The organism is Hyphomicrobium sp. GJ21 (genome assembly GCF_001006785.1).
Taxonomy (GTDB): Bacteria; Pseudomonadota; Alphaproteobacteria; order Rhizobiales; family Hyphomicrobiaceae; genus Hyphomicrobium_B.
Map to the genome: position 1 here is coordinate 231,212 of NZ_CDHO01000003.1, position 25,329 is coordinate 256,540.

General features: G+C 61.7%; 26 protein-coding genes. 8 read left to right on the top strand and 18 right to left on the bottom strand.

The genetic code is table 11. From position 1 onward, the window contains the following. Nucleotides 1–46 precede the first annotated feature (46 nt). Both HYPGJ_RS09425 and HYPGJ_RS09430 read left to right on the top strand, forming a co-directional pair. Complete coding sequence (locus HYPGJ_RS09425) at nucleotides 47–697, top strand: histidine phosphotransferase family protein (RefSeq protein ID WP_046846981.1); 651 nt, start codon at nucleotides 47–49, stop codon at nucleotides 695–697. A gap of 113 nt (nucleotides 698–810) precedes the next feature. Beyond that, a complete protein-coding gene (locus HYPGJ_RS09430; RefSeq protein ID WP_013214899.1) occupies nucleotides 811–1,179 on the top strand; it encodes a response regulator in 369 nt (122 codons plus the stop codon). 121 nt (nucleotides 1,180–1,300) lie between these two features. On the opposite strand, the gene HYPGJ_RS09435 is transcribed toward HYPGJ_RS09430, so the two are convergent. After that, nucleotides 1,301–2,089: a hypothetical protein gene (locus tag HYPGJ_RS09435; RefSeq protein ID WP_046846982.1), complete on the bottom strand. Its 789-nt coding sequence runs from the start codon at nucleotides 2,087–2,089 to the stop codon at nucleotides 1,301–1,303. A 177-nt stretch (nucleotides 2,090–2,266) separates the two neighbouring features. Next, entirely contained in the window at nucleotides 2,267–2,578 is a 312-nt protein-coding gene (locus HYPGJ_RS09440) for a hypothetical protein (protein ID WP_046846983.1), read from the bottom strand. A gap of 282 nt (nucleotides 2,579–2,860) precedes the next feature. On the opposite strand from HYPGJ_RS09440, the gene HYPGJ_RS09445 reads away from it, so the two are divergent. Further along, a complete protein-coding gene (locus HYPGJ_RS09445; protein WP_046846984.1) occupies nucleotides 2,861–3,148 on the top strand; it encodes a hypothetical protein in 288 nt (95 codons plus the stop codon). A gap of 84 nt (nucleotides 3,149–3,232) precedes the next feature. Here HYPGJ_RS09445 and HYPGJ_RS09450 read toward each other — a convergent pair whose 3' ends face one another. The 9 genes from HYPGJ_RS09450 to panB all read right to left on the bottom strand — a co-directional run bounded on the left by HYPGJ_RS09450 (nucleotide 3,233) and on the right by panB (nucleotide 10,932). Next, entirely contained in the window at nucleotides 3,233–3,493 is a 261-nt protein-coding gene (locus HYPGJ_RS09450; protein ID WP_046848272.1) for a hypothetical protein, read from the bottom strand. Nucleotides 3,494–3,854: 361 nt separating this feature from the next. Next, on the bottom strand, nucleotides 3,855–4,070 hold the full coding sequence (locus HYPGJ_RS09455) for a cold-shock protein (protein WP_013214894.1): 216 nt from the start codon (nucleotides 4,068–4,070) through the stop codon (nucleotides 3,855–3,857). Between the two features lie 243 nt (nucleotides 4,071–4,313). After that, nucleotides 4,314–5,159: a 23S rRNA (adenine(2030)-N(6))-methyltransferase RlmJ gene (rlmJ, locus tag HYPGJ_RS09460; RefSeq protein ID WP_046846985.1), complete on the bottom strand. Its 846-nt coding sequence runs from the start codon at nucleotides 5,157–5,159 to the stop codon at nucleotides 4,314–4,316. Nucleotides 5,160–5,208: 49 nt separating this feature from the next. Beyond that, entirely contained in the window at nucleotides 5,209–5,655 is a 447-nt protein-coding gene (locus tag HYPGJ_RS09465) for a DNA polymerase III subunit chi (RefSeq protein ID WP_046846986.1), read from the bottom strand. Nucleotides 5,656–5,837: 182 nt separating this feature from the next. Beyond that, nucleotides 5,838–6,098: a hypothetical protein gene (locus HYPGJ_RS09470; RefSeq protein ID WP_046846987.1), complete on the bottom strand. Its 261-nt coding sequence runs from the start codon at nucleotides 6,096–6,098 to the stop codon at nucleotides 5,838–5,840. A gap of 125 nt (nucleotides 6,099–6,223) precedes the next feature. Further along, nucleotides 6,224–7,630 carry a ribosome biogenesis GTPase Der gene (gene der, locus HYPGJ_RS09475; RefSeq protein ID WP_083984083.1) on the bottom strand — a complete coding sequence of 469 codons (1,407 nt, stop codon included), beginning with the start codon at nucleotides 7,628–7,630 and terminating at the stop codon, nucleotides 6,224–6,226. An 86-nt stretch (nucleotides 7,631–7,716) separates the two neighbouring features. Then, on the bottom strand, nucleotides 7,717–9,066 hold the full coding sequence (locus HYPGJ_RS09480) for a PQQ-binding-like beta-propeller repeat protein (protein ID WP_046846989.1): 1,350 nt from the start codon (nucleotides 9,064–9,066) through the stop codon (nucleotides 7,717–7,719). Between the two features lie 30 nt (nucleotides 9,067–9,096). Continuing rightward, nucleotides 9,097–9,888 carry a tetratricopeptide repeat protein gene (locus tag HYPGJ_RS09485; protein ID WP_046846990.1) on the bottom strand — a complete coding sequence of 264 codons (792 nt, stop codon included), beginning with the start codon at nucleotides 9,886–9,888 and terminating at the stop codon, nucleotides 9,097–9,099. Between the two features lie 162 nt (nucleotides 9,889–10,050). Then, nucleotides 10,051–10,932, bottom strand: a complete 882-nt coding sequence (panB, locus tag HYPGJ_RS09490; protein WP_046846991.1) for a 3-methyl-2-oxobutanoate hydroxymethyltransferase — start codon at nucleotides 10,930–10,932, stop codon at nucleotides 10,051–10,053. A 368-nt stretch (nucleotides 10,933–11,300) separates the two neighbouring features. On the opposite strand from panB, the gene HYPGJ_RS09495 reads away from it, so the two are divergent. The 3 genes from HYPGJ_RS09495 (at nucleotide 11,301) to HYPGJ_RS09505 (ending at nucleotide 14,877) form a co-directional block, all read left to right on the top strand. Then, entirely contained in the window at nucleotides 11,301–12,947 is a 1,647-nt protein-coding gene (locus HYPGJ_RS09495) for a L,D-transpeptidase family protein (protein WP_244466071.1), read from the top strand. Nucleotides 12,948–13,069: 122 nt separating this feature from the next. Continuing rightward, entirely contained in the window at nucleotides 13,070–14,254 is a 1,185-nt protein-coding gene (locus tag HYPGJ_RS09500) for a sialidase family protein (protein WP_046846993.1), read from the top strand. Then, nucleotides 14,254–14,877 (top strand): hypothetical protein, encoded by a 624-nt coding sequence (locus HYPGJ_RS09505; protein WP_244466072.1) that lies wholly within the window; start codon nucleotides 14,254–14,256, stop codon nucleotides 14,875–14,877. The genes HYPGJ_RS09500 and HYPGJ_RS09505 overlap by 1 nt, the downstream gene beginning before the upstream one ends. A 9-nt stretch (nucleotides 14,878–14,886) precedes the next feature. Here the strand turns inward: HYPGJ_RS09505 and HYPGJ_RS09510 are convergent, their stop codons facing one another. From HYPGJ_RS09510 to HYPGJ_RS09525, 4 genes are all read right to left on the bottom strand, one after another. Next, on the bottom strand, nucleotides 14,887–15,480 hold the full coding sequence (locus tag HYPGJ_RS09510; protein ID WP_046846995.1) for an NnrU family protein: 594 nt from the start codon (nucleotides 15,478–15,480) through the stop codon (nucleotides 14,887–14,889). Between the two features lie 67 nt (nucleotides 15,481–15,547). After that, nucleotides 15,548–16,486 (bottom strand): 50S ribosomal protein L11 methyltransferase, encoded by a 939-nt coding sequence (locus HYPGJ_RS09515; protein WP_046846996.1) that lies wholly within the window; start codon nucleotides 16,484–16,486, stop codon nucleotides 15,548–15,550. Between the two features lie 4 nt (nucleotides 16,487–16,490). Beyond that, nucleotides 16,491–17,300, bottom strand: coding sequence for an RNA methyltransferase (locus tag HYPGJ_RS09520; RefSeq protein WP_046846997.1), 810 nt, complete (start codon nucleotides 17,298–17,300; stop codon nucleotides 16,491–16,493). Beyond that, nucleotides 17,297–18,193, bottom strand: a complete 897-nt coding sequence (locus HYPGJ_RS09525) for a class I SAM-dependent methyltransferase (RefSeq protein ID WP_046846998.1) — start codon at nucleotides 18,191–18,193, stop codon at nucleotides 17,297–17,299. The genes HYPGJ_RS09520 and HYPGJ_RS09525 overlap by 4 nt, the downstream gene beginning before the upstream one ends. A gap of 207 nt (nucleotides 18,194–18,400) precedes the next feature. On the opposite strand from HYPGJ_RS09525, the gene HYPGJ_RS09530 reads away from it, so the two are divergent. Both HYPGJ_RS09530 and HYPGJ_RS09535 read left to right on the top strand, forming a co-directional pair. Next, a complete protein-coding gene (locus tag HYPGJ_RS09530; protein WP_046846999.1) occupies nucleotides 18,401–18,709 on the top strand; it encodes a hypothetical protein in 309 nt (102 codons plus the stop codon). Between the two features lie 150 nt (nucleotides 18,710–18,859). Next, the gene (locus HYPGJ_RS09535) at nucleotides 18,860–19,249 is read left to right on the top strand and encodes a tautomerase family protein (RefSeq protein ID WP_046847000.1); all 390 of its coding nucleotides are present in this window, start codon (nucleotides 18,860–18,862) and stop codon (nucleotides 19,247–19,249) included. A gap of 106 nt (nucleotides 19,250–19,355) precedes the next feature. Here HYPGJ_RS09535 and prfB read toward each other — a convergent pair. From prfB to HYPGJ_RS09550, 3 genes are all read right to left on the bottom strand, one after another. After that, a protein-coding gene (gene prfB / locus HYPGJ_RS09540) for a peptide chain release factor 2 (RefSeq protein ID WP_013214877.1) occupies nucleotides 19,356–20,490 on the bottom strand; the annotation gives its coding sequence in 2 pieces (ribosomal slippage) (nucleotides 19,356–20,420 and nucleotides 20,422–20,490; 1,134 coding nt in all). 121 nt (nucleotides 20,491–20,611) lie between these two features. Then, complete coding sequence (locus tag HYPGJ_RS09545) at nucleotides 20,612–23,200, bottom strand: penicillin-binding protein 1A (protein WP_052750850.1); 2,589 nt, start codon at nucleotides 23,198–23,200, stop codon at nucleotides 20,612–20,614. A 146-nt stretch (nucleotides 23,201–23,346) separates the two neighbouring features. Further along, nucleotides 23,347–24,549, bottom strand: a complete 1,203-nt coding sequence (locus HYPGJ_RS09550; protein WP_244466073.1) for an N-acetylmuramoyl-L-alanine amidase — start codon at nucleotides 24,547–24,549, stop codon at nucleotides 23,347–23,349. Nucleotides 24,550–25,329: the final 780 nt, after the last annotated feature.

Genomic DNA, 25,329 nt, shown 5'->3' on the forward strand with positions numbered 1-25,329 from the left:
GCGGTCTTACGCTTCGACGCCGGGCTTGCATCAAAAAGGGTCGATAATGAGCCAACGTGCACCTGTGCCGCCGACCGATCTCGAACTCGCAGCGCTGATCTCGAGCCGGATCTGTCACGACATCATCAATCCCGTCGGTGCCATTTTCAACGGCTTGGAAATCCTCGATGAAGACGATGACGCGCAAGCCAAAAGCTACGCCCTGAACGTCATCCGCAACGTCACGGAACAGGCGTCGGCGCGGCTTGAATTCGCCCGCTTCGCGTTCGGAGCCGCCGGCTCCGCGGGCGCCATGATCGACCTCACGACGGCTGAGAAAATCTCCCGCGGCTTCGTCAAGATCACGCAGGGAAAGCATAAGCTGATCTGGCGCGGCGCTCCCGGCTTTGTCGCCAAGGACAAGGTCAAGCTGCTGCTCAATCTCATCGCATCCTCGGTCACGGCGCTGCCGCGCGGTGGCGAGATCGACGTGGCGATCGCGGGCTCATTCGAGCAGCCGAGCTTTCTAATTCGATGCAAGGGCACCGGCGCGCGCCCGCCTCAGTATCTGACGGACTTCGTCGCGGGCAATCCGCTGGCGCTCGATGCCATGTCGATCCAGGCCTATTATACGTGGCGCATCGCGCCGACGGCCGGCATGCGGCTCGAGATCCTGAAGGACGGGGCCGACATCCTTCTCGTCGCCAAGCCCGAGTGATATCGCTGGACGTTCGGCGAAACGTTTCGCTGCCTGGAAAGCGCCTCAGAGCTTAACGAGACCTTAAGTGTTTGCGTAACAATCTATGTGTGGCTGTACGAGACATCCATCACATGCTGCACTGCTTCATCGTCGATGACTCCGACATTATCCGGAAGTTCACCAGGCTCATATTTGAGAACCTGGGTTTCCGCGTGAGCGAAGCTGACGGCCCCGTCGCCGCGTTCGAACGCCTGCGTACGGAGTCGCCAGATTACATTCTTGTCGACTGGCGCTTACCCGACACCAACAGCATCGAGTTCATCGCCAAGCTGCGCACGCTACCTCTCGATCAGCGGCCGTACATCATCTACCTCGTGACGGAAAACGAACCGCATGAGATCAAGCGCGCCCTGGCGGCAGGAGCCGACAGCTTCCTTCTGAAGCCGTTCAATCGCGAGATCATCGAGATGAAGCTCGCCGAGATTCGCGTGACGGCCTGAGACGCGCCGTGCCTTCCGCACGCAACGCTCTCCGACCGCAAACGCAATCCCCACAAAGAGAAATGGTGCTCGAGGACGTCCTCAAGCACCATCTGAAATATCTACGCAGCTTGTCGGCGGCTTACTGTGCGCCGTCCTGCGGTGCTTCCGGCGTTGGATAACCTGCGCCGCTGTCGAGCTTCACCGGAGGACCATCGCTCGCCTCAGGCCCTGCTTTTTCAACGTTGTGATGTGCCGGCTTCTTCGCCGCTTCATTCAGAGAGCCCGTCTCGACCGGCTTGGCCGAATGGCTTGCGTGCTCCGGCTTCGCGGCAGCTTCAACAGGAGCGGCCTCGGTCTCGGTCGATGCTGCCTCAGGCGTCGCTGCGGCGGCATTCGTGGAAGCCGCGGACGGCGCGCTCGTGTGCTGAGCATGCTCAATCGGCTTCTTGGGATCGGCGATCGTCTTCGCGGTCGCGGTCTTTTTCTTTTCCGCGCCAGACTCCGACTTATTGGCGACGCCCTTTTTCTTCGCTGCTGCAGACTCGCTGTCGTTGACTGCAGCCTTCTGCGGCGCGTCAGCTGCATCATCGGCAGCCGCCGTTTCGTCGGACTTCGGCAACTGCGATCCGCCCCAGCACACCGTAGCCTCGGCCGTGCACGTATGCTCGTCGAAGACGATGAAGTTCAGGAACAGCTCACACGAAACGCTTTTCTTGCCGGTGCGATAGTCCTTGACGCCCAGCTCCGACATCTTCGACGCGATCGTTTTGTCGAGCAGCGCCTTCGCGTCTTTCGTCGGGCCGTCCTTGCCGTAGTCGTTGACGGTGAATCCGTACCGCTTGCACGCAGCCGTTGCCGGCAGCGACACCGCGGCGATGAAAGCGGCCGCTGTTGCACCCGCTGCAACGAGGTTGAAGATAGCGCGCATACTGAAAAGCCCCCGTGATACCCACCCGATCCTGCCTGTCTTTATATTGACGGGACCGTGGCAGGACGAGGGCGACTTTTGCAACCTATGGAGTTCTCGACACTTTGTTGCACCTCGCCCACAGCTTTCCACGGCTCTCGATTGAGCAGAAGCAGTGAGCGGAAGTCGTCGCCGGACTTAGTGCATGTACGGCGATTGACCGCCGTTAAGGCCGATGCCGGAATCGAAAAAGAATCCCGAGTCGAACGGACCAGCAGGTGTCTGGCGGTAAAGGCGCGGATCGCGATAGCCCGAGCCGCCGGCCTTGCCGCGCGCGTCGGTGTTGATCGAGTCGCCGTAGCCGTACGAATAGCCGCCGCGCTGACGCCGAATTGTATATCCGTCGCCCTGACTCGAGTTCTGATAGCCCTTTTTCTGCGCGTTCGCTGGCGCCGCGACGCACACGAGCATTCCAACGAACAGCAAGGCTGAAACGAACTTGAACGTCATCGAAGAGACCTCTCTTTGGCGCCGCGGTTGCGTCCCCCACGACGCGCCCAGAATACCGGAATTGTCGTTGAACTCCCTCAAGAAATGGTTGCCGCCGCCAATTCCGGCAAGGCTGTATCTTATCCACCACGCCTCTGCCGGAAACACGCCCGCTTCGATGTCGAGTTGTACGGATTGTCACAGGATGTGTGATATGATTCCCACTGTTGGGGACTATTCAATGGCGGTGACTCAAATGCGAAATATCGCGGAGTCGCTGTCGCATCGTGGAGACGTCATATAATGGACATCGCGACCCTACTCATCCAATTGATCAGCGGCGCAGTTGGCGGCAACGTCGCCGGCGGTCTTCTTAAGAATTTGAGCCTTGGCACGCTGGGCAACTCGATCGCCGGCATCGTCGGCGGAGGCATCGGCGGCCAAATTCTCGAGCACGTATTTAATACGGCGGTCGCGGGCGGATCCTTGGACCCGATGGCCATCATCACCCAGGTTCTCGGCGGTGGTGTCGGCGGCGGCGTACTCCTCGCCATCATCGGCGCGATCCGCAACGCAATGGCAAAAACCTGATCGAATTTCTTCTGGTACGATTGAAGCCCGCTGGATCATTTCCAGCGGGCTTTTCTTTTGCCCTTCGCAAAGAAACGCGTCGCGTCAGCCGCAAGCCTTCTGGCGCGATACGCAATGCGGCAAGCTGACGGACGACGTATCGCAACGCGTCCGGACTGCGCCGTGTGCTTTCCATCCGTGTGCGTTGATCGAATTCTTCAAAGCAGCATTCGACATGAACTTGGCGAGATCGAGCGTCACCATCGTCGCCTGCCCACCAGCCAGCACGCACTTCGCCGATGCTTCCGTCGAAGCAACTGCGAGGCCAGCCGCAGCGATCATCCCCATTCGCACGAACGTCTTCATCTCAGTCTCCCCTGTTTCGCAATTCGCGACCGACGCCGCCGCGGTCAGACGAGCAGTCGCCATGACCGAGCGTTCGTTTCCGGCGCAAACGAACCCCTCCAGCAAGGCAAGATCCTGAGACTTGCCTTCGACCGACATTAGCGCTGGAATTTAAACGCAGGTGTTGCGAAGCAAGCTGAACACACAGCTTTCCGACGGCTGCGGCTCGACGGCCACGGTGGCCAGGCATCGCCGATTGCGCAATTGGCGTTTCGTGAAGAGATGGCGCTCAACACGTTCGTACGCAGACCTTGCGCAATATCAACGCAGATATGCGGCGCAGCATGGTATGCGGTGGCACGTGGCCACCGCTAAGACTGGTTCAACCGGCTTTTTGCAGGTCGACAGCCTTCGGTCCCTTGCCGCGTTTATCAGGTTCGGTCTCGAAAGAGATCCGCATACCTTCATTCAACTCACCAATGCCCGATCTTTCGACGGCGGTGACGTGAACGAACACATCATTGCCCCCGGTGTCGGGTTTGATAAATCCATAACCTTTTTGGGAATTGTAGAACTTAACGGTACCTGTTTGGCGCATGCGGCGTCTCCTGGCGCAATCCGGCACTCGGTTTCAGGCTCTTCCCTATGAGCCCTTGGCGATCACCGGGACGGACCTCGGAGCACAAAACCCAATCGCGCTCCCCGGCTCGTGCAGACGCGACCGGATTGTGGAACGCGGGAGTGGGCTGGCACGCCGATGCCCGCCTTAGCGTGCGGCAATTTATCTCGTGTTTGGTTCTTTTGTGCAAGGCGAAATGCTGCGGAGCAACGCAGATTACGACTATTGCACGACGTCTTTTATCGCAAACCCGGACCCTTCGCCTTCCGCCATGCAGTCCCGGAGCGCCGGTAAAACGGTCTCTAGCTCACCCCGGAGCAGGTACGGCGGATTGATGACCAACACCCCCGTCGCCGTCAGCCCAAGCCCCGGAAAAGGCGCGCACACCGCCAGTCTGACGTCCAGAAACTCCAGACCTGGGCGCGACGTCGCTTCCGCCACGAAGTGATCGGCCGCCTCGACGTCCTTGAGCGGATACCAGATCACGTACACGCCGTCCTGGAACCGGCTCATCGCCTCGCGCACGCCAACCACGAGATCGGCGAACTCGCTTTTCGCTTCGAACGGCGGGTCGATCAGAATGACCGCGCGGCGTTCCTTGGGCGGCAAGAGCGATTTCACCGCATGCCATGCATCGATGTTGAGAAAGGTCGTATTGCGCGACCGGCCGAATTCGCGCTTCAGACGTTCGAACTCGGACGCGTTGAGTTCGTTGGCGACGAGAACATCTTCGGGCCGCATGATCCGGCGAGCGATCAATGAGCTGCCCGGATAAACTTCGAGCTCTCCGCTCGCATTGTCGGCGCGCACCGCGTCGAGATAGGGTTGAAGGAGTTCAGCGACAGGCGGCGCAAACTCGGCATTGAAGACGCGGCCGATCCCGTCCTGCCATTCGCCCGTCTTGCCAGCTTCCACGCCTGCGAGATCGTAGCGCCCCGCGCCCGCATGCGTATCGATGACGCGAAACGGACGCGGCTTCTGCTTCATGTACGTCAGAACGCGGGCCAGCACGACGTGCTTCACCACATCGGCGAAATTCCCAGCGTGATAGCCGTGGCGATAATTCATTGTCGGCGACCGGAAACCTGCTCGGAAAACATCGCAATATGCGGCGCGGTTAGGCTTTCTGCTCCCACCGTCCGCTTGGCGATTGCTGCCAATACGCGACGGTGCAGCCTGCCGCTTTCGCGGCTGTCCATTGCCCACGCGCCGACGTCAACGCTTCCGGATCGTGTCCGTCGAAAACATACACGAACCGTTCGGCGCCTTCGAATTTGTCGGCTTCCGCCCCGTCGACGAAAAAACGAACGCCCGCGCCGTTGGGATTTTCGTGGCCGAGCGTCAGATAGACAGGCTGCAAATTCGCGTGCCCAATGCGCGCCGTTCCATGCGCCAGGAAGCTCTCGTCGTCGTACGTCCAGAGCGCGAGGTCGAGCGCATCGAGACGTTCTTCGCTTCCCGCCTGCACGACCGCGCGCCATCCGCGCGCCAACGTCTTTTCGAGAAGACTTGGCAGCACGCGTTCAAGCGTCTGATGTTCGAGATGATAAAAATAGACGTCCATCAGCGATCGCCCGGCTGGGACACGCACTGCTCGTTGAACTCTTGAAGTCCGTCGCGCATCACCTATCTAGCTCTATCCGGAGCGGCGCTTGGTTCTTGGAGCTGACGCCCGTGCGGGCGGTGAGTGCGGTGGCCTTCTTGCTTTTCGCCACTGTGCTCCCGCCCGCTGCGATTTCATCCCGTCTATTTTTTCTTGCGATATTTGGCAGGCACTTCGCCGGCATCAACCAGAGCCGTCACGCACGTGCGCGTCAGGCCTTTCCGGTTGCTCTCGAAGCAGCGGCGAAGCTCCGTGCTGTTGGGAGCGTACTGCGCGCAGAAATTCTGGTAATCGCCCGCGCAGGCGTTTCGGACCTTGGCCGAATACGCCATGGCAGGCACCGTGAGGAAAAAGGCAGCGCACGCCGCGGCGGCAGCGGCCAAAACAGTTTCAGATTTTATCATTCGTGGCCCCTGTAGGTTCCTTAGGCTATCGAGTTGGAAATTTACCCCGCTCCGACGCCCGATGCCAAGATATCTGGTTGAGACGTGTGCAAGCGCAGCAATACGAAACTTGATCCAGCTTTGCGTTATTTTTTGGCGTACGGATTTTCGCCTTTCCGCAAGCTGAAACGGATCGGCACGCCCGGCAGGTCAAAGGCTTCGCGCAGCGAGTTCGTGAGGTACTTGATATACGATTTTGGTAATGCGTCAGCGCGCTGGCAAAAAGCCACGAACGTCGGCGGGCGCGTCGACGGCTGCGTGACATAACGAATTTTGATGCGCCTTCCGGCGGCGGCAGGCGGCGCATGCCGGCTCAGCGCCTCTTCCAGCCAGCGATTGAGCTGCGGAGTTGAAACACGGCGGTTCCACGTCGCGTGCGTCTTGATGATCGCCGACATCAGTTGATCGAGCCCGCTTTCCGAGCGTGCCGAAATCGCAACGACAGCGACGTTCGGAACTTGCGCGAGACTCTCCGCAACGGTCTTTTTCAGTTCACGGAGCGCCTTCTGCTTCTCCGGAATGAGATCCCATTTATTGATGGCAACGACGAGCGCGCGCCCCTCTTCCGTGACGCGATGGCCGATGGTGAGATCCTGATGCTCGAACGGGCGTTCCGCATCGATCAGCAGCACGACGACTTCCGCGAAACGGATGGATCGAACCGCGTCGCTTGCCGCGAGCTTTTCCGCCGTCTCGGTGATCTTCGCCTTGCGCCTCAAGCCCGCCGTATCGAACAGCAGGATCGATTGCCCTTTGTAGCTGAGTTCGCTCGCGACGCTGTCGCGCGTCAGGCCGGGCTCCGGCCCCGTGATCATCCGGTCTTCGCCGAGCAGTGCATTGACCAGCGTCGACTTGCCCGCATTCGGACGGCCGACGATGGCAACGCGGATCGGCCGTGCCGGCGCAGGCGGCGGCGTCTTGGCGTCGCCCGCCTCGGCGGAATCGTCGTCGTCCCGGCCCTTCTTGCCCGTTTTCGGAATTTTCAAACCCAGGGCCGCGAAGATGTCGGTTGCGAGGTCGCCGATGCCCTCGCCGTGCTCGGCCGAAATCGCGATCGGAGCACCGAGCCCGAGCGAAAAAGCGTCGAGAACGCCGTCGGTCCCCTGACGCCCCTCGGCCTTGTTCGCGACCAGGACGACCGGCTTTCCCGACTGCCGGGCGATCCGTGCAAAGGATGTATCGGCGGCAGTAACGCCCGCGCGCGCGTCGATCACGAACAGCACGAGGTCGGCGGCTTCGATCGCCTGTTCCGTCTGCTTGCGCATGCGATCGGCAATCGAACCCTGGCGCGCTTCTTCGAGCCCCGCCGTATCGATCAGACGAAGGTTGACGCCGAATAACTCGGTCACGCCATCGCGCCGGTCGCGCGTCAGACCTGGCAGATCGGAGACAAGCGCTGCCCGCGTTCCGGTCAGGCGGTTGAACAGCGTCGATTTACCGACATTGGGGCGGCCGACTATGGCGACCACGGGGAGATGAGCTTCAAACGTCAAGGAATGGCCGTCGTGTGATTAACCAAAATGCGGGATGCGTTCGCACGCATCCGGCGGCGACCGTCCGCAGGTCTCTAGCGCAATTCCTAGTTGAGGGCGATCAGTTTCGCCGCGTCGGTTAGCACGAACATGCGGTTCTGCGCCACGATCGGCGGAATATACGACGCTTCCCCGATGCTGACCTGGCTGTCGACCTTGCCCGCGGCGCCGTCGACGCTCACGACCTGACCTGCGCTCGAGACCAGCCACAGCTTGTTGCCGGCAAGGACCGGCCCAGCCCAGGACTTGGCATCCGGCAGCTTCACCGTCCATTTCGTCTTGCCTGTCGAACGCGCCAGCGCCAGCAAGCGCCCGGAGGTGTCGACGACGAAGACCGTGTCACCGGCGACGCAAGGCGGCTGCGAACTCGGGATCGTTGCCGACCAGAGGCGATCGCCGTTCTTGGCCTGCGCTGCGATCATGCGGCCGGCATGGCCGACTGCAAAAACAACGCCATTGTCGATCGCCGGACGCGCCGCATCGCTCATCGAGGCGATCTGCGACGTCTGACGGGTGCGCGAAAGGTTTTCCGTCCACACCGCCGAACCGTCCGACGTCTTGTAGGCGATGATGTCGCCCGACGGATACGGCACGACGACGATGTCGCCGTCGACCGCCGGACTGGTCGAGTTCATCAGACTGGCCGTTTGCGGCAAGCCGCGCGCCGTCCAGACTTCAGCGCCGTCAATGCCGCTCAGGCAATAGAAGCGTCCGTCGATCGTAATGACATAGAGACGATCGCCGACAGCCGTCGGAGCGGCACGCACGGGCACGTCGAGGTTCTTGGTCCAGATCGTCTTTCCGGATTGCGGATCGACGGCGGCAACGGTGCCGTAGCCGTTGGCGACGTAGAGACGACCGTTTTCGGCGGCGAGCCCGCCGCCATATCCGCCAAGTCCGACCGTGCCTTCCGGCTTGGTCGAAACAGAAAAGACCTTGCTGCCGGTGAGCGAGAATGCCGACAGATTAGCGGCCGCGTCGAGCGCGTAGATGCGCCCGTCATAAACGATGGGACTGACCGTCACGCGCCCGGTCTTGGACGATCCTTCGCCGACGCTTGCACTCCATGCCTGGCGCACAGCGCCCGCGAGCGCGAGGTTGCCGGTGACATTGTTCGGCTCGCCGCCCGGCTGCGACCACGCATCGTTCGATCGCATCGGCGGGATGACGATCGGCTTGTCGGCGTCAGCCAGGTTGTCGGAAAGGCTTTCGGTCGTCTCGATGACCGGAATGCGCCGCCCGGGAAGGGCCTGCTGCTTAGTCTTGAACGGATTGAGCTCGGACATTTTCGGCAGGCTCGGACCACCGCCCGCGCATCCGCCGAGCAAAGTCCCTGCGACCACAGCCGCAAGAAGCGGCAATACGCGACCGCGCTTGTCGTTCCCCCCCTTGCTCAAGCCCTGCTCTCCTCTCCCGTCACGCCGCCGTCACTTCTTAGTTTCAGCCGCCGCATCGGCTTTCGGACTTGCGTCCGCATCAGCCGGTTTCCCCGCGTCGGCCGTGCTGCCCGTCGAAGCCTTCGCCGCACCGGCGTCCGACGCCTTCGTGCTGCCGCCGACCTCGGCCGCTGCAATGCCCGTCATCAATATCTTCACGCGTTCTTGCAGCGCTTCCGGAACATTGGGATCGATCAGCAGCGGTTCCAGATACTTGCGCGCCTCGTCAAATTTCCCGGCTTTGTAGGCGGCGACGCCGAGCAACTCGCGGGCGCTCTTGCTGAACGGCGCATCGTCGCCTGCGATTGGTGTCAAACGATTCTGTATCTCAGCATAGTCCGCATCCGGCATCCGAAGCGATGCGGCTTGCAGTTGTGCAAAGCTTTTCAACAGATTATCGGCACCAGACTCCTTCGCGAGCGCATCATACGCCGCGATCGCGTCGGCGGTCTTGCCGTCTTTGAGCAAAGCAGCAGCGAGTTGCAGCCGCGCGAGCGAGCCGTATCCGGCCGGCCCCTCATCCGCGATCTTCTTGAAAGCTGCCTCGGCCTCTTCTTTTTTCTTGTTGTCGCTGAGCGTTTCGGCGGCGGAATAGTCCGCGCCGGCGGCTTGTTCAGCTGCGAGGCGGCGGCTCTCGAAGAATTTGTAGCCCATAACCGCCAGCGGGATAAGAACCACTACGGCGACGATCAACCCGCTATAGCGCTGCCAGAGCTTCGCCATCCGCTCGCGGCGAATCTCCTCCTCGACTTCGCGCAGCAGACTGTCTTGTTGATCGGCCATCGTATGTCCCTAAGCTCCGCCAATTCCTGATCGTCTGTGATGCGGGAGGCCCGGCGGCCAATCCCACGATGGGGGCATAGATAGCGAAGCAGCCGCCCGGAGCAACCCCCGCACCCCATTCATTCGGGGACGTTGGCAGCAAAATCCGATACGGCCTCCGAGCTAAGTGCTCGGAGTCTTCGGCTTTTTCGTGGCCCGTTGCTGAGCGGGGGCAGCAGGCCCATCTTCGCCCTTGACCGAATAAGTGTGCTCCGGCGCCGGGAACGTCCGTGCCCGGACTTCGGCAGCATAAGCACCGATGGCGCTGTCGATCGCCCCGCCTATCGCCCCGAATAGCTTCACGAATTTCGGAACGTTCGGCGACAGCCCGAGCATATCCTCCATCACCAGAATCTGTCCGTCGCAGCCGGGCGACGCGCCGATCCCGATCGTCGGAATGGGAATGGCCTGGGTGATCCGCTCCGCGAGCGGCGCGGCCATGGCTTCCAGCACCACCGCGAACGCACCGGCTTCCGCCACCAGCCGCGCATCTTCCTCGATCGCCGCCCATTGATCGACGCTCTGCCCCTGCGTTTTGAATCCGCCGAGCACGTTGACCGATTGCGGCGTCAGCCCGATGTGCGCCATTACGGGGATGCCGCGATCGACGAGATAGCGGACCGTTTCCGCCATGCGCCGCCCGCCTTCGAGCTTGACCGCACCGCAGTCCGTTTCTTTCATCACCCGAGCCGCATTGCGGAACGCGACGGGCGGGCTCTCCTCGTAGGTGCCGAACGGCATATCGATCACGACGAGCGAACGCTTCGAACCTCTGACCACCGCGCGACCGTGCATGATCATCAGATCGAGCGGCACCGGCACGGTCGATTCATAGCCGTGCATCACCATGCCGAGGCTGTCGCCAACCAGCAGGAAATCGCAATGGTTGTCGGCAATTGCGGCCGTGTGCGCGTGATAGGACGTCAATGCTACGATGGGGTCGCCGCCTTTACGGGCGGTGATATCGGGCGCCATCATCCGGCGATGCTTGAAGTGGATCGACATTGGCCTCCGGTCGTCGCGGCGATCGATGGACGCCGAGCGAGCAGCTCATATTAGCGCAAACGCCTGACCGAAAGAAGTTTTCGGAATGCGAGGCCCCGTGCTCAGAGCCAGCCCTGAGCGAAGTCCAGCAAAATCGCGAATTAACCACAGGCTATGCACAGCCAGCGGCGTTTGCGCGGTAAATCGTGGAGTTCATGCAACAGATTAGAGCCTACCTTCGCACGTTGCTGCGACATTCGTTGCCGCTCCTGATCGCGGTCCTATAACGAATTCATGGGTGCTGACGACGGACGTTTTCTTTTGTCTCGTGTCAGCGACGGGTTCGGTTCGGCGTCAGGTGGGGTTGCGTGCGTCGCTTGGGCAAACAGTTGTGTCGGGGAAAGTGCCACGCCGTAGCGGCTATTGGCGTCGCTCTGACCATTGTCGCCGCTCCCGTCGCAATCGCCAAACCGAGAACGCCGAAAACCCAGGAAACGGCCGCCGCGCCGCGCTCGGATTCCCCTCTGATCATCGTTGCTTCGCTACGAAACCAGCGGCTGCGCGTATTCGATGTTGACGGTGAGATCACATCGTCGCGCATATCGAGCGGCAGGCCGGGATTTGCGACTCCGACTGGCGTCTTCTCCATTCTCGAGAAGAAGGTTCAGCACCACAGCAACATCTACGCTGGCGCCGAAATGCCGTACATGGAGCGGCTGACGTGGTCTGGAATTGCGCTGCATGCCGGCGTCGTTCCCGGCTATCGCGCCTCGCACGGCTGCGTTCGCCTGCCTCACAGCTTCGCGCGCACGCTTTACAGCATGACCAAACTCGGCGGCCGTGTCGTGATCACCGCAACGGATGCTGAACCTGTCGCTTTCAGCAGTCCGAAACTCTTCAAACCGCTGCCGCTCGACGACAAGACGGCGATGAAGCTCGGATCGTCCGGTCATCCGCGCGTCGCCATCAATGACAAGCCCGACGAAACGACGACCGATGCGCTGCCCGATTTTCCGCTTCTGATTGGAATTTCGCCTGCGCTCGCACGCGCCGTCGCCGACATGCCGCGCGATCCGCAGCGCCGTCCGGCGACACGCGTCGAAGCCGATCAGTTGATGCAGGAGCGCGTCACGCGCCTGCAGGCCGCGTTAAAATCAGCGGACGCGGCGCAAACGGCAGCGCTCGCTAAAATCGACGAGTCTGCCAAGGAATTCGCGCAAGCTGAGCGTCAACTGCAAGACGCGCAGCGCTCCGGCGAGCCGCTGAGAGCCGCCGTCAAGAACGCCGAATTGCGCCAGCAGGACGCCATTCGCGCATTCTCGGCATTCATGTCCTCCGGTACTGGATCGTCTCTGACGCCCGATGCAATGCTCGATCGCGAAGCCGACCTCGAAAATGCGGTGCTTCAGGCAACGCGCGATGCCGACGACGCGCGCACCAATGCAGCAAAGACCGAATGGAGTTTTGCTGAGGTTCAGGCTCGCTACTCCGCGGCCAAGGCCGCGCGCGACAACGTCTCGATCGCGCTACGCAACGCGCAGACCGATCTTATCTCCGCCAAGCGCGAGCTGGCGGATGCAAACAATGACGTCCGCCTGCGCTCGAAATCGATTTCGGTGTTCGTCAGCCTGCGCGCGCAACGCCTCTATGTGCGCCAGGGCACCGAGCCGGTCCTCGAGGCGCCGATATCCGTCGCGCCCCTTCCCGGCTCCGTCGGCACACATGTCTTCACGGCAATGCGCTATGGCGAAGACCCCAATACGTTCGACTGGCGGTTGGTCAGCGCTCAGGTTCCCTCCGCCGGTAAGACGTTCCTCGACGACGTGCGCAAGAGACGGGGCGATGCCGCGGCTCCCACGGGCAATCTGAGCGTGCGCATGGCGACCGCCGCGCTGTCGGCGTTCACAATTCCCGACGACATCATGTCGATGATCTCAGAGCGGGCGCGCCCAGGCGCCTCGTTGATCGTGTCCGACCGTGAGCTGCCCGACCATGAAAACGGCAGCGGCACGGAATTCGTCGTGCTGACGAAGTGACAAAACGGCCTCATCGGCTCGGGTTTTCCAAGTTTAACCGACGGCTGTCACGCGTCCGTTCGTTGACAGCGGACAGCGCAGGCATATACCCGCCCGCGGCACTCGAACGTGGATGAGGCTTGGTGGATCGGCGCGCAACCAGAACATGGACCACGTGGACGGCGATTGCCTGTTCAGTCGTGCTGTCGGCACTGTTGCTCTACAAAATGACCAACCGCGTCGAACCGTGGACGTTCGTCGTCGATGTCCCGCAGGCGCCGGTACGTGGCGACCTGCAAATCCACGCCGAGACCATTACCCCGCCCGACGAAAAGGATTTCGTCCACGGCCCGTCGCTGATCCAGACGCCCGCTGGCCTGCTCGCATTCTGGTATCGCGCCGTCTACGAAGGCGCCGCCAATGCCGAAATCGTCTCCGCGCGTTTCGATGGCACGCGCTGGTCGCCGACTGCTGTCGTCAAGGATAGCAGCGCCGTGACGCGTGACATCGGCCTGACAGTCAAGTCGCTCGCCAATCCCGTCGCGTTCCGCCGCTCCGCCAACGAGATCTGGCTGTTCTTCGCCGCCTCGCGCCTGAGCGGCTGGGCGACGTGCGAGATCATTCTGGTTCGCAGCACCGACAACGGCCAGACATGGGAACCGGCGCAGCGGCTTTACGCGTCGCCGTTCCTCAACATGTCGCATCTGACGAAGTCACTACCGATCCGCCTCTCCGGCGACCGCATCGCGCTGCCCGCCTATCACGAGATGAACCGCAAATATCCGATCATGCTTGTTCTCGACGGCAACGGACGCGTCATCGACAAGGTGCGCATGGGCAATGGCGGAACCGTCGGTTATCAGCCCGCCATCGTTCCTACGAGTCCGACGACCGCCATCGCCTTCGTGCGCAGGCTGAACAGCTTCAGGCCGCAGAGCATCCTGCTCACCCGCACCACCGATGCCGGACGCACGTGGACGCCGGTCGCGCCGATCGATCTTCCTAATCCCGGCGGCCCCATCGCCGCGATACGCTATGACGAGACGCGCATTCTGCTCGCGTTCAACGACGATCCGAAAGACGAGTCGAACGTCAAGCTCGCGTTCTCAAATCTCGACGGAACCAGCTTTCGCAGGATCGGCACGCTTGTGCAGATCAACGATCAGGTCAAAGGCGACGCCACCGCGTATCCGTTCCTGCTCGAGTCGGAGCCGGGTCAGTTCGATGTCGTCTTCTCGCGTCCTCCGCCACAACACGTGATCGATCACGTGCGCGTCTCCAGCGCCTGGATCGAACAGAACCTCGAACGATCGGCCGAACAGAAATGATGTCCGCTGTCGACTACCTTCTCGATCGATCGAGCGCCGCGCTGCTGGTTTTCGTAGCGGCTGCCGCGTTGAGCCACGTCGTGCGCCTCAGTCCGGCAAGGCGAATTGCAATCGGCCTCATCGCCATCGCGGCGGCCGTGCTGATCCCGATCTCGACGCGCTCAGCATTCGACTGGATCGTGTCCGCCCTCGAGCGGCCTTCGTCGCCGGGCCTGTTGCTTCTCGCACTCTTCGCGATCAGCGCCGTGACCGGGCAGCGCTTCGACCGCGGCAGCGAATTTCGCTTCGGGACCGCGATGCTCGTTCTTGTGGGTGTATTGCTCTACCCAGGCGCGGTCGGTTTCCTGAATTACGATCCGTACGCACTTGGCTACAGCGGCTACGTGCTGCCGCTCGCGCTCGTCTTGCTCCTCGCCTACGCCCTTTTCCGCCGCTACTTCTTCATTGTCGCTGCGCTGAACGTCGGCATCATCGGATTTCTGCTTGAAGCCGGCCGTAGTCTCAACCTCTGGGACTACGTCATCGATCCGCTGGCGTGGCTGCTCGCGATCGGCGCCTGGATCACGATCGCCATAGCGGCCGTGATCCGGAAGGCGAAACCCGCAAGTTCCGTTGTTGCCTGATCGTAGCGATCAGCCGAGCGCTGGAATCGGCGCCACGCCGATCAGCCACTGATGCCCGCCGTAGAGCAACGCCGCATAGAGCGCGACACCGACGACAACGACGATGACGTCGTTGATCGCGCTGGATGGCGTCGCGTTGCCGAGCGGCCCCTGCGCACCGCGCTTCTTTACCGAGATGCGGTCATAGACAGCGAACGCGAGGAAGGACCCGAACAGCAGCAGCGCGCCAAGATCCCCATTCGCGATCAGATGCGCGAACGCCCATGTCTTGATCGCAATCAGCATCGGATGCCGAACCGCGGTGCGGATGCGCGATGGGATAACCGACGCAACGAGCAGGATCATCGCCGGCAGCATCAACGCGACCGCGATGTGCCGCGTCCAGGTCGGCGGGTCCCAAAGGATCGGATTCTTTCCGGGATGAAGCTGCAGCTTGTGGTAGCCAAGCACGATGACGACCAACCCGACGAGCGACAGCAGCGAGAAGATGGCCTTGTAGGGCACCTCGCCGATCCGCTCCTTGAGGCCGTCGCGCAGCTCGGGCGACGTAGGCACCAGATGCACGCCAAGAAACAGAATGAGACCGACGACGAGAACCATCATGACAGGCGTATCCTTTAGGTTGGCCGGGCGGTAAGCCCCGCATAATTGGGGGCGTCAAAGGCGGTTCTCAAGGCAGATAGCCTTTATTGAGATCATGCGCGTGCCGATTGACCACAGTGCCATGCGCATTTCTGTGGATCGCCGTCCAAGCGAGATGGGTGCCGCCTTCCTCCGAGGAATTGGAGCGAAGCTCGACGGCGACCTGATCGCGCGCCTTGCCCTCGATCGGCGCGGCCAGCGGAAAATAAAGCTGCTCCCAATGCGTGCGCGGTGCCGCGGGCGCCGTCGAAAGCGAAATGCCCGGAGCAAGCTCTGCCGTCCACCAGACAGCAAAACCGTAGACCGTTGCTGGCGACGTGAGACGCCACTCGGCCTGCCCTTTTCGTTTCGCACGCGTCTCGCGCGTGAGATCGACCGAATCCCAAAGGGCAGCGCTCACCCCGCCATCGAGAAGCTCCGCAGGCTTCAGCAGACGGACATAAGCGTTGTTCAGCGTCATCGCCTGCGCGGGCGCTAGATCGAGACCGTGGCCGACGCGCTGCCACGCGCGAAGCTCATGGTCGATCCGTGGCGCGATCACCGGCGCAACGTACTGCGAGATGCGCGAAGGAATGATCGTGCCGCCGGGCTTCAGAAATCTTTGCCGCGCATCGGCCAGCGTCGCGATGATGTTTTCTTCCAGCGCGTAGTTGCCGAGCGTTTCCGAGACGATGACGTCAACCGCAAGCTTGTCGTCGAACTCTGTCGAGTGGCACGGAATGAGATGGCAGCGCTTGGCCTTGTTCGCCTTGAGAACCTGGGCGGCGACGCCCGCAACCTCGGCAGTCTCGAACAGGAAGACGTCTTTCGCGCCGAGCTTCGACGCCATCAGCCCGAGCAGCCCGGTCCCCGCGCCGATGTCGGCGACGACCGTCTTGCCGGGCTCAATGACCGACTTCAGCGCACGGAAAAACGCTTCGTTCCGGGCCGTGTCTGCAATCAGCGTGCGGTGATATTCGATGCGCATGGCGTCAAAGCTTCAGCTGCGGTCCGCGGATCTGATAAAGCATCAGCCCCGTCGCAACTGCGAGATTGAGCGAGTCGAGCTTTCCGGCCATCGGAATTTTGACGAGCTTCGTGCACGAAGCCGCCGCCTCGCTGGAGAGACCCGGACCTTCCCCGCCCATGACGATCAGTTGCGGTTCGCGGTAGAGCGACCGGAAATCCTCTCGCGCCGTGAGATGCGTGCCGATGACATCGCCAGCCCAGGCCCGTTGCAGCGAAATAAATGCCGACCGCTCCATCTTTACGATCGGCACGGCAAAAATCGAACCCATCGTGGCGCGGACGGCGTCGAGCGAATAAGGATCGCATGTCGTCCCGACGAGAATGACTCCCGCGCAGCCGGTCGCGTCTGCCGTCCTGACGATGGTGCCGAGATTGCCGGGGTCGCGAATTTCTTCGAGCGCCACCCACGTTTCCTCGGCGTTGACCGTCGGCGCCGCGGGCGGTTCTGCGAACCGTTGCCGGAACACACCGAGCACCGTTTGCGGATTGTCTTTCGATGCGAGCTTGCCGAGCACGGCTTCGGAAACTTCGAGGACCTCCGCGCCGGCGTTCAGCGCGTGTGTGACAAGTCCCCGCGTAATCCCGCTTTCCGCCGTGCCGGACTGATAGACTAGCGTTTCCGGCACGAAGCCGTTGTCGCGCGCCGTGATCAGCAGCGACGCGCCTTCGGCAACGAACAGCCCGGTTTCCTTGCGCACCTTACGCATCTCGAGCGCGCGGATCGCCTTCACACGATCGTTCGTCAGGCTGGTGATGATCTTCGGCGCGTTCATGACTGACCGTTCCAGCGCACGAACAGCGACGTCGGGACGAGCGGCCCGCTCTGCGAGCGAATGGCGAGTTCGCCGGTATCAAACGCGCCGCCTTTGCCATTGAGTGCGTCGCGCAGCAACTGATCGAAGGCCAGCGCCGAGGCACGGATCGCGTAGACCGTCAGCACCATTGCGGCGTCCTTCGGAGCCAGCAGCTTCGCAACGTCGCCAAGTAGGTCGGGCAGGTTCTTGAACAAATCCCAGACTTCGCCTTCAGGCCCGCGCCCGAACTTCGGCGGATCGACGAGAATGACGTGATAAGTCTTCCCACGGCGAACATCGCGCGCGACGAACTTCGCGGCATCGTCGAGCAGCCAGCGGACTTTGGCCTGATCGAGCTTCGACGCGGACTGGTTTTCCTTGCCCCAGTGAATAGCTTTCTTCGACGCATCGACGTGCGTCACCTCGGCCCCCGCCTTCGCGGCGATCAGGGAGGCGGCTCCCGTGTACCCGAATAGATTGAGAACGCGCGGCGTCTCGCCTTTGACGGCCGCGATCCGCTCCAGCATCCATTGCCAATGCGGATATTGCTCCGGAAACAGTCCGAGATGCCAGAGCCCCGCGAGCTTGCAGAGCATCGTGACCCCATCGATTTTGACGGGCCACGCGTCGGGCACCGGCTTGTCCACGCGCCACTTGCCTTTTTCATCGTCCTCGCCGGAGGCCGAAAAAACCGCATGCGCCTTCGACCATTCCGATTTGGGAAGCTTCGCCCGCCAGAGCGCCTGCGGCTCGGGCCGGTCGACGATGATCGACCCGAAGCGCTCCAGCTTTCGCCCCGCGCCGCAATCGAGAAGCGCATAATCGCGAAACCCGTCGGATGAGATGAGTTGCAGACGGTCGGGCGGAGGCATCGGCGGCGGGAGATCCAGAAACGTTCGAGTCCTCGCGGCTTTAGCACGATTGCCGCCGATTGACAGGCCAGAGCCTCCGGCACGGACGGAATGCCCACGTAACCGATGCGCAACACCTTGAAAAAAAGACAAATCGCGCCAACATGCGTCCGCAAACACCGGCTACTAGCCAGTTAAAGTGCGCGTCATTGCAGATGGGGGAAACTCATGCGCATTCATCGTCTTATCGCAGGCGCGGCATTCGCAGCGGCGATGACGTTCGCCGGCGCGTCCTATGCGTTCGAGATGACGTCGGTCGGCGGCACAAATTCTGATGGCTCGGCGAATTTCAAGGCGCCTGACGAACAAGACATCGACAAGGCGGTTGGCGGCTTCCAGTTCGGCGTTTCGGCGAATGACGGCCGTAGCGCCAGCGCGGACACGTCGGACGAAGGCCGCCCGCCGTGGGAACTGAAGCCGACCCCGCCGATGCGCAGCTTCTATTCCTCGCCCGGCGACCGGTCGATGTTCCGGTAATCACGCAGACAACGGTTAATGCCGGTACCGGCCTGCGGCGACGCCCCGGCTTGTCATGGCCCCGGCTTGTCATGGCATTGAAAGCGGCGCACTCGAACGCCGTCCGCAGGCATGCTAGAACGCCGCGCGCATCAGAAGGTTGTCCCCCCCATGCCCCTCCTCCGCCTCGATCTCTACAAAGGCCGCACCGACGCCGAGAAGAAGACGCTTCTCGATGCCGTTCATCGCGCCATGCTGGCAGCATTCCAAGTGCCGGAGCGTGACCGCTATCAGGTGGTGCACGAGCACGACGCATCGACGCTGATCGCCGAGGACACCGGCCTCGACATTCCGCGGACCGACAAGTTTGTGCTGATCCAGGTCACGACGCGCCCGCGCACGCGCGAGCAGAAAGAGCAGTTCTATCGCCTGATCGTGGAAGAGCTGCAGAAAAGCAGCGGCATCGCGCCGTCCGACGTGATGATGAACTTCGTGACGTGCAACGACGAGGATTGGTCGTTCGGCCTCGGCCGCGCCCAGTTCCTGACGGGCGAGCTCTAGGACGCTTCCGGAAAAGCGGGAAAGAAAACACCTAAAGCCGCTCCGCACTTCGACGAAAAGCGGAATGGCTTTAGGTTCAGCCGAAAGCTTGCGCTGCGCCCGCTGCCTAGTCGAGATCGTCGACGACGATCGCTTCCCCGCCACCCTTGAGCCGCTGCGACAGCGCCGCTTCGATAAACGGATCGATATCGCCGTCCAGCACTTCGGACGGATTGGTCGATTGCGCGCCCGTCCGGAGATCCTTTACGAGCTGATACGGCTGCAGCACGTACGAACGGATCTGGTGACCCCAGCCGATGTCCGTCTTGGCGGCCTGCTCGGCATTGGCCTTGGCCTCGCGCTTCTTCAGTTCCATCTCATAAAGACGCGCCTTGAGGCGTCTGAACGCGATGTCCTTGTTCTGATGCTGCGAGCGCTGCTCCTGCGCGAAAATCACGATGCCAGACGGCTTATGCACGAGCCGAACAGCCGATTCCGTTCTGTTGACGTGCTGACCGCCGGCGCCCGACGAGCGCGCGAATGAAATGTCGACGTCGGCCGGGTTGATATCGACTTCGATCGTATCGTCGATCACCGGATAGACGGTGACAGAAGCAAAGCTCGTGTGCCGGCGCGCGTTGCTGTCAAACGGCGAGATGCGAACGAGCCGATGCACGCCCGCTTCCGTCTTCAGCCAGCCGAACGCATTATCTCCGTCGATCTCGAACGTCGCGGATTTGATGCCCGCTTCTTCGCCCGGACTTTCGTCGATCAGCTTCACCTTGTAGCCGCGACGTTCGCCCCAGCGCGCGTACATGCGCGCCAGCATCGAGGCCCAATCCTGGCTCTCGGTACCGCCCGCTCCCGCGTGCACTTCGACATACGTGCTCATCCCGTCCGCTTCGCCCGACAGCATGGCTTCGACGGAGCGGCGGTGCGCTTCGAGATCGACGCGCTTCAACGCAGCCTCGCCCTCGCTGACGCTCGCTTCGTCGCTCTCGGCTTCCCCAAGCTCGATCAGCGTCAGCGCGTCGTCGTAGTCACGTTGCAGACGCTTGAAATCTTCGACCGAGCGCTCGAGCGTCTGGCGCTGGCGCATGACTTTCTGCGCGTTCTTCGCATCCGACCAGAGGTTCGGGTCTTCGGCCTTCGCGTTGAGCGAAGCTAGACGATCTTCGGCAGTCTCCCAGTCAAAGAGACCTCCTCAGGAGGGCGATCGCCTCCTTGATGTCGTCGGACAATTTTTGCGCTTCTGCGCGCATCGGGCGGCCTCCGGAAACCGGCGAGCAGCCGGCATGAAACAATCAAGATCGTGGGCGGAAGGTAATAGGAAGATCATGCGCCGCTGTAAACGCACTGCTTCCTGCACGCGGCAATGCGTCGTTACCAGAAACCGTTTGGCGCAAGACCGCCGTCCTGCCGCGCGCTCGGTTGCGGTTGCGGCGGCGGAGGTGGTGGCGGCGGAGCCTGATACGGGCTCGCGCCAGCGGCAGCCGACGCATCGGCCGTCGCATTCGCAAAACCTATCATTGAATAGCCGTCGTCGGGCTCTTCATCCGGCTTGAAGGCTTCGAGGATCGTCTTGCTATCCTCGGCCGACGCCCTGAGCCCGGTTTTCAGATCGACGCGGACAAATTTGATTCCCGGCGGCACGCGGAACGGCGCCGGAGGCGTATCGACCATCGCGTTCTTGACGAACTCGCCAAAGATCGGCGCCGCGATCAGACCGCCGGTGTTGCCCTTGCCCATCGGCTTCGGCGTATCGTAGCCAACGTAGACGCCGACCACGAGCGTCGGCGTGTAGCCGATGAACCAGGCGTCCTTTTCCTCGTTCGTCGTACCGGTCTTGCCGGCGATCGGCCGGTCGAGAGATTTCAGAACCTGTCCCGTGCCGCGCTGCACGACGCCTTCGAGGATGGACGTTATCTGATAGGCCGTATGCGGGTCGATGACCTGCGGCCGATCATCGATCAGCTCGGGCTCCGCCTGATTGGCCCAGCGATCAGCCGTGCAGCCCATGCACTGGCGCTCGTCGTGCCGCCAGATGGTACGGCCGTAGCGATCCTGAATGCGGTCGATGAGCGTCGACTTCACTTCCTTGCCGCCGTTCGCCAGCATGCAGTAGCCGGTCGCCATCCTGAGCAGCGTCGTCTCACCTGCGCCAAGCGACATCGAAAGCACCGGCAGCATGTCGTCATAGATGCCGAAGCGCTTGGCGTAATCGATGATCAGCGGCATGCCGAGATCTTGCGCCAGCCGCACCGTCATCTGGTTGCGCGAGTGCTCGACGCCGAACCTCAGCGTCTCGGGACCTGTGGCGTCCTTATCGTCGTAGTTCTCAGGCCTCCAGATGTCCTGACCCGGGCCCTGATCGATTTCGATAGGCGCGTCGAGAATGATCGAAGATGGCTTGTAGCCGTTGTCGATGGCTGCCGCGTAGACGAACGGCTTGAACGACGAGCCCGGCTGCCGCTTCGCCTGAATGACGCGATCGAACTGGCTGAGGTCATAAGAGAAACCGCCAGCCACCGCGAGCACGCGGCCGGTATACGGGTCCATCGCAACGAGACCGCCGCCGACTTCAGGGATCTGCATCAGCGACCACGCGCCCTGAATGTTGGCCGGATCTTTCGGAGCGACGTAGACGACGTCGCCGGGCTTCAGGATATCGCCCGTCGACTTCGCATCGATCTTTTTCCCGCCCTTCTGGTAGGCGGCCCATTTCATGTCCTCGAGCGTGACCTCGACCGCCTCGCGATCCTTGACGAGCGTCGAGTCCTGCTGCCGCGCCGGCTTGAACCCGATGACCGCTTTCGTTTTCTGGGTTTCCAGAACGACGCCGAGCCGCCACGGCTGGATATCGGCCGGGCTGCGGATCGCGCCGAGCGCCTCGCCCCAGTCACCGGAAATATCGATCTTCGAAACCGGCCCGCGCCAGCCGCGTTTGCGATCGAATTTCACGAGGCCGTCGATCAGCGCGCTTTTCGCAAGCTGCTGCAGATGCGGATCGAGCGTGGTGCGGACCGAAAGCCCGCCGCCATAGAGTTTGTCTTCGCCATAACGCGCAAGCAGCGTCCGGCGCACTTCCTCGGCAAAGAACTCCGCCGTCGAAATATGCGCGCCGACGGGCCGGAGATTGACGGTGAGTGGTTTCAGTTTCGCAGCCGCAGCCTCTTCCGCGGAGACATAACCGTTCTCGGCCATCTCGCCGATGATCCAGTTTCGCCGCTCGGTCGCGCGGGCTTTCTGGCGGAACGGGTGATAGTTGTTCGGACCTTTGGGAAGCGCCGCAAGGTAGGCCGCTTCCTCGACGTTCAGGTCTTTCAGCTCTTTGTTGAAGTAGGTCAGCGCCGCCGCGCCGACGCCGTAGGAGTTCATCCCGAGATAGATCTCGTTGAGGTAAAGCTCGAGGATCTTGTCCTTCGAATAGGCGCTCTCGATGCGCACAGCCAGAATGGCTTCTTTGATCTTGCGCTCGATCGACCGCTCGTTGGTCAGCAGGAAGTTTTTGGCAACCTGCTGCGTGATCGTGGACGCGCCCTGGGCACGCTTGTTCGAACCGTGCATCTTGGATTCGACCGCCGCGTAAACGGCGCGAAGGACGCCCTGAAAATCGATGCCGCCATGATCGTAGAAGCGGCGGTCTTCCGCCGACAGAAACGCGCCGATGACGCGCTTCGGAATGGTATTGATCGGGACGAAGATGCGCCGCTCGCGTGCGAACTCGGCAATCAGAGATCCGTCATGCGCATGAATGCGCGTCATGACCGGTGGCTCGTATTTCGACAGGCTCTCGTAGTCGGGCAGATCGCGCGACGCCTGCCACACCATGAATCCAGCGCCCGCCGACGCGGCGAGGAACAGCAGAACGAACGTTGCGAAGCTGAAGCCGAGAAAACTCAGCAGCAGGCTTTTGCGCCGCTTCTTCCTTCTTCTATTGCCCCCTTGGGGCGGCAGCGTTGGCGCGCGCATCAAATCGCAGATTCCGTCAGTCGATCGCTGGCTTACGTTTTCTGATGTGTGTCAGCGCTGGTTTATTTCTGCGGCGCAGCAAAAACAACCCGTCGCAATCGCACATTAGCGGTGAATGTGGCAGCACGTCGTCAGCCGCTTTGTCGTTAAGGCTGTGCCGCCGTGCGCTTGCTGAAATAGCTTTGGACCGCCGACGCAATCGCTTCCGCCACCTTCGATTGCCAGTCGCCGGTCATCATTTCTTGCTCTTGCATAGTGTTGCTCATGTAACCAAGCTCGACAAGAACGGATGGCGCATGGGGCTGCTTCAAAACCTTGAAGGCGGCCGATTTTCTGGGAATGCGTGACATTGTGATCGCCTGCCCGAGCTTTTTCGACAGCACATTGGAAAAATCGGCAGAAAAATTCGAGGTTTCGCGCTTCAGAAGGTCGATCAGGATATTTTTGACCTCTTCCCCGCCCTCGTTGTTGACGGACCCGATACCGGCGATCAGGTCGGACGCGTTTTCCTTATCGGCCATGATCCGCGCCTGCTCGTCGGACGCTTTGTCCGAGAGAGTATAAACGGTCGCGCCGCGCACTGAATCCGCGATGCTTTTCTCTTCGATTGAATCGGCGTGCAGGGAGATGAAAAGGTCGGCATCGGTTTCTGCGGAAAACTTGAGCCGGCGCTCGAGCGAAACGAAAACATCGTCGGTTCGCGTCATCTTGACCTCGTAGCGACGGGTCTTGGCCAATGCCGCCTTGAGTTGCAGAGCGACCGCGAGAACGACCGATTTCTCCGCGACATTGTTGGCCCCGAGCGCACCCGGATCGATGCCCCCGTGGCCCGGATCGATAACGATGACCGGCTTCGCATGGTCCCTGCGCTGGCGCTCTGCTGTTTCCGGCAAACCCTTATCGGGCACGAGTTCCCCGGGCGTCGCCGCCGCGAGCGACGCGCCCGTTCCCCCGCCAAAAGCAGCGGCATCCATCGGAACCAGAACCACGGCGAGCTTCAGCGCTTTACTTCCCGGAATGCGCGTCATCCCGGCAGATACGATCCCGACCGGCCCCGTGGTGTCGAGCACCACCCGCGCCTTGTTCTGCGCGAAAAGGCCATAGCGGAAAGCCGAGACGACGCCGCGCCCCTGTTTGCCCGCCGCCGCATCGAGACGGAACGCCATCTCCGGCAGGTCCAGGACGACGCGATACGGGTTCGCCAGCGTATAGACCTGCGCCGTCAGATCCTTGCTGATCGTCAGTTCGAACGTCGTCGACTTGCCGTCGTCCAGCAGTCTGACGGCCGTGGCCTCGACAGCGCGGCCCGGCCGCGCCTGCCCCGGTCCTGCGCCCAAAAAGAGCGCCATCCCCAGCGCCACGGCCGCGAAAAACCGAGCGTTCCAGAGACGTTCTGAAAACCCCCTCATTCCACGCTTACCCCCGATGCCCCAACGCCGCCCTAGACCCCCCGATCGTTAAGGCTTTGTTTTCAGAGACAATATAGATCTTAGCCCAGAAATGAGGGCCTGTCTCGGCTTCGGCTTTATAGCACTTGCCAGCCCGAGATCGACCTCGTAGACTTTCACTATATTCGATGGCGCTGCAGACCCCCGTCTGCGGGATAGATCAGTAAGCGCCCGCGTGATTTGGTCGGCCTGCTGCAGAACGAAATTTCTGCGTTCACAGGTAACCAACCGCGCACGGATCGCACGCTTTGAGCGGATGCACGGGTATCGGCGTCGCTCGAAAAAATGCGCTTTGGCGTCAAGCCCTTAGGGCAGTGTCCTTATGGCAGCGTCAAGGATGGATGACTTGGAGCCGGTCGCCCCCTGCCGGTTAGTTATGTACATCACCTGTAACCGGGCGGCCATTCTATCAACGTGACGCCATAAGCGTCGCAAAACCTATTCCCCGGCTGACGTTCCGCTATTTGGCGCGGAGCCGGGCACTACGCGACGGGCCATGACGCCAACTCGTAGCATTCACAACCGCAGCGGCAGGACGATCGTCCGAACCGTTCGCGCGATTGAAACGGTGAGCCGCACGCGCGCCGCCGCACGGGGAATGCTGCGCCAATCGCCCTGGCCTTTTCACACTTCCGCACATTCTGCCAACAAAATGCGCCGCCGCACGAACCTCGCAATGAT